Below are 4,173 nucleotides of genomic sequence, written 5' to 3' on the forward strand. Positions count from 1 at the left end.
GAGGGCCCCTTTAGAAGCCTCCGTTACGCTTTTGGAGGCGACCACCACAGTCAAACTACCCACCAATCCGTGTCCCGATATAGACGGGTTAGAATCCAACAAAATGAAGGGTCGTAGTTCAACAGCGGCTCCCAGGATACTGGCGTCCCCCCTTCAACGCCGCCGCCCTATCCTACACAGCCCGTGCCCAGCTTCAATGATAATCTATAGTAAAGGTTCACGGGGTCTTTTCGTCCCATCGCGGGTAATCGGCATCTGCACCGATACGAAAATTTCACTGCGCTCACGGTTGAGACAGTGTCCAGATCATTACACCATTCGTGCACGTCGGGACTTACCCGACAAGGAATTTCGCTACCTTAGGACCGTTATAGTTACGGCCGCCGTTTACTGGGGCTTCAATTCAACGCTTCTCTCAACGATGACGTCTCCTCTTAACCTTCCAGCACCGGGCAGGTGTCAGGCTGTATACAGGATCTTTCGATTTCGCACAGCCCTGTGTTTTTGTTAAACAGTTGCCTGGACCTATTCTCTGCGCCCTCCCGTCACCGGGTAGGGACCCTTTATCCCGAAGTTACAGGGTCAGTTTGCCTAGTTCCTTAACCGTGAATCACTCAAGCGCCTTAGAATATTCATCCCGACTACGTGTGTCCGTTTACGGTACGGGTACCTACAGGATTTAGTTTAGCGGATTTTCTTGGCAGCATGATTACATGCACTATTGCCTTGTCCCGAGGGACGCGGCATACTATCAGGTTCGATTCTCATGGTGGATTTGCCTGCCAAGATCAACATCTACACCCTTCAACCATCTATTCCGTCAGATGGCGGCATTGTCACTACTGCGTCTCCACATCACTCCTGGAGGTAGTAACGGAATATTAACCGTTTCTGCCATCGGCATCGCCCTTCGGCTGAGCCTTAGGACCCGACTTACCCTGATCCGATTAGCGTTGATCAGGAAACCTTAGTCTTTCGGCGAGGGGGTTTCCCGCCCCCTTTATCGTTACTTATACCTACATTTGCTTTTCCAGACGCTCCAGAATACCTCGCGGTACGCCTTCGACGCTGACTGGAATGCTCCCCTACCGATCATTTCAATGATCCCACTGCTTCGGTAGACAACTTAATACCCGATTATTATCCACGCCAGACTCCTCGACTAGTGAGCTGTTACGCACTCTTTAAATGAATGGCTGCTTCCAAGCCAACATCCTAGCTGTCTTAGCAGTCAGACTTCGTTAGTTTAACTTAGCTGTCATTTCGGGACCTTAGCAGGTGGTCCGGATTCTTCTCCTCTCGGGCACGGACCTTAGCACCCATGCCCTCACTCCTGACGTAAAACTGATGCGCATTCGGAGTTGGTCAAGACTTGATAGGCGGTGAAGCCCTCGCATCTTATCAGTCGCTCTACCTCACATCAGTAACCCGCAAGGCTGCACCTAAATGCATTTCGGGGAGTACGAGCTATCTCCAAGTTTGATTAGCCTTTCACCCCTACCCTCAGCTCATCCAGAAGCTTTTCAACGCTTATTGGTGCGGTCCTCCAGCTGGTGTTACCCAGCCTTCAACCTGGCCAAGGGTAGATCACTTGGTTTCGCGTCTGCCACTGCCGACTATACGCCCTCTTCAGACTCGCTTTCGCTTCGGATACGTGTGTCGTCACACTTAACCTTGCCGGCAAAGGCAACTCGTAGGTTCATTATGCAAAAGGCACGCCGTCACTGCTTTAAGCAGCTCCGACCGCTTGTAGGCGCACGGTTTCAGGAACTATTTCACTCTTCTGTTCGAAGTGCTTTTCACCTTTCCCTCACGGTACTGGTTCGCTATCGGTCTCTCGGGAGTATTTAGCCTTACCGGATGGTCCCGGCAGATTCACGCAGAATTCCTCGTGCTCCGCGCTACTCAGGATACTACTATGCTTCGACAACATACGAATACGCAACTGTCATGCTCTATGGTCTTTCTTTCCAGAAAGTTCTTCTCCGATGTCTTCATGCAACGACGTAGTCCTACAACCCCGATCATGCCGTAACATGAACGGTTTGGGCTATTCCCCGTTCGCTCGCCACTACTGGGGGAATCATTGTTATTTTCTTTTCCTGCAGGTACTAAGATGTTTCAGTTCCCTGCGTTAGCTCCTGAAATGATCAGGTGGCGTGTCTTCAACACGCCGGGTTGTCCCATTCGGAAATCCCCGGATCAAAGGTTATTTGCACCTCCCCGGAGCTTATCGCAGCTTATCACGTCCTTCATCGCCTCCGAGAGCCAAGGCATCCGCCATGCGCCCTTCTTTACTTTCCTTATTCATTCGCCCACACTTGCGTGTCAGCGGGATGATATATACTTTCAGCTCTTTACTACTAAAATTACTGTTTGCTTGTACAATATGTCATAGATCGGTCATCTTCGTATCTTACGTTTCTGATGGAGTGGAGAATAACGGATTCGAACCGTTGACCCTCTGCGTGCAAGGCAGATGCTCTAGCCAGCTGAGCTAATCCCCCGAATCTCAAGATTCGTAGTCCCAGGCAGAGTTGAACTGCCGACCTCTACATTATCAGTGTAGCGCTCTAACCAACTGAGCTATAGGACTAAGTTCAACCTAGTCTGTTTCATTAGACCCGGCTTCTTACTTTCTCTCTTCCGTCTTAATACGGAATCATATCTTGAATAAACAACAACAGCAGTACAAAAACAAAAACCTTTACTTTGGATCCTCTCCAGAAAGGAGGTGTTCCAGCCGCACCTTCCGGTACGGCTACCTTGTTACGACTTAGCCCCAGTCACCAGTTTTACCCTAGGGCGATCCTCGCGGTTACGCACTTCAGGTACCCCCGGCTCCCATGGCTTGACGGGCGGTGTGTACAAGGCCCGGGAACGTATTCACCGCGCCGTGGCTGATGCGCGATTACTAGCGAATCCAGCTTCGTGGAGTCGGGTTGCAGACTCCAGTCCGAACTGAGAGGGGTTTTAGGGATTGGCATCCACTCGCGTGGTAGCGGCCCTCTGTACCCCCCATTGTAACACGTGTGTAGCCCCGGACGTAAGGGCCGTGCTGATTTGACGTCATCCCCACCTTCCTCACATCTTACGATGGCAGTCTTGTCAGAGTCCTCAGCATCACCTGTTAGTAACTGACAACAAGGGTTGCGCTCGTTATGGCACTTAAGCCGACACCTCACGGCACGAGCTGACGACAACCATGCAGCACCTTCACCCTCGCTATGGCTAGCTGAACCGTTTCCCGATCAATCGAGTGCAATTTAAGCCCGGGTAAGGTTCCTCGCGTATCATCGAATTAAACCACATGTTCCTCCGCTTGTGCGGTCCCCCTTCAATACAATTGAGTTTCACCGTTTCCGGCGTACTCCCCATGTGGAATACTTAACGATTTCGCTTGGCCGCTTGCCGTATATCGCAAACAGCGAGTATTCATCGTTTACCGTGTGGACTACCAGGGTATCTAATCCTGTTTGATACCCACACTTTCGAGCCTCAATGTCAGTTGCAGCTTAGCAGGCTGCCTTCGCAATCGGAGTTCTTCGTGATATCTAAGCATTTCACCGCTACACCACGAATTCCGCCTGCCTCAACTGCACTCAAGACATCCAGTATCAACTGCAATTTTACGGTTGAGCCGCAAACTTTCACAACTGACTTAAACATCCATCTACGCTCCCTTTAAACCCAATAAATCCGGATAACGCTCGGATCCTCCGTATTACCGCGGCTGCTGGCACGGAGTTAGCCGATCCTTATTCATAAAGTACATGCAAACGGGTATGCATACCCGACTTTATTCCTTTATAAAAGAAGTTTACAACCCATAGGGCAGTCATCCTTCACGCTACTTGGCTGGTTCAGGCCATCGCCCATTGACCAATATTCCTCACTGCTGCCGCCCGTAGGAGTTTGGACCGTGGCTCAGTTCCAATGTGGGGGACCTTCCTCTCAGAACCCCTATCCATCGTTGACTAGGTGGGCCGTTACCCCGCCTACTACCTAATTGAACGCATCCCCAGCTTCTCCCGGAAAATACCTTTAATCAAGCGTACATGTGACCTCATGATCCCATCCTTGATTCCTCTTCCTTTGAGAAGGCTGGCCAAGAGTAGACGGAATTTTGTATACGTGTTACTCACCCGTGCGCCGGTAGCCATCAGCCTTAGC

Annotated in this window: 2 tRNA genes and 2 rRNA genes; all 4 read right to left on the reverse strand. The window is 50.8% G+C overall.

The features are described 5' to 3' along the window. Positions 1-2,304 (reverse strand): 23S ribosomal RNA (locus QZT94_RS01175); the annotation flags it as partial. Positions 2,305-2,433: 129 nt separating this feature from the next. Then, positions 2,434-2,507, reverse strand: a tRNA-Ala gene (locus QZT94_RS01180). Between the two features lie 15 nt (positions 2,508-2,522). Next, positions 2,523-2,596: transfer RNA gene (locus tag QZT94_RS01185), tRNA-Ile, on the reverse strand. Positions 2,597-2,727: 131 nt separating this feature from the next. After that, positions 2,728-4,173: ribosomal RNA gene (locus tag QZT94_RS01190) — 16S ribosomal RNA — on the reverse strand; the annotation flags it as partial.

The sequence above is a fragment of the Varibaculum sp. genome (assembly GCF_008661855.1).
GTDB lineage: Bacteria > Actinomycetota > Actinomycetes > Actinomycetales > Actinomycetaceae > Varibaculum > Varibaculum timonense_A.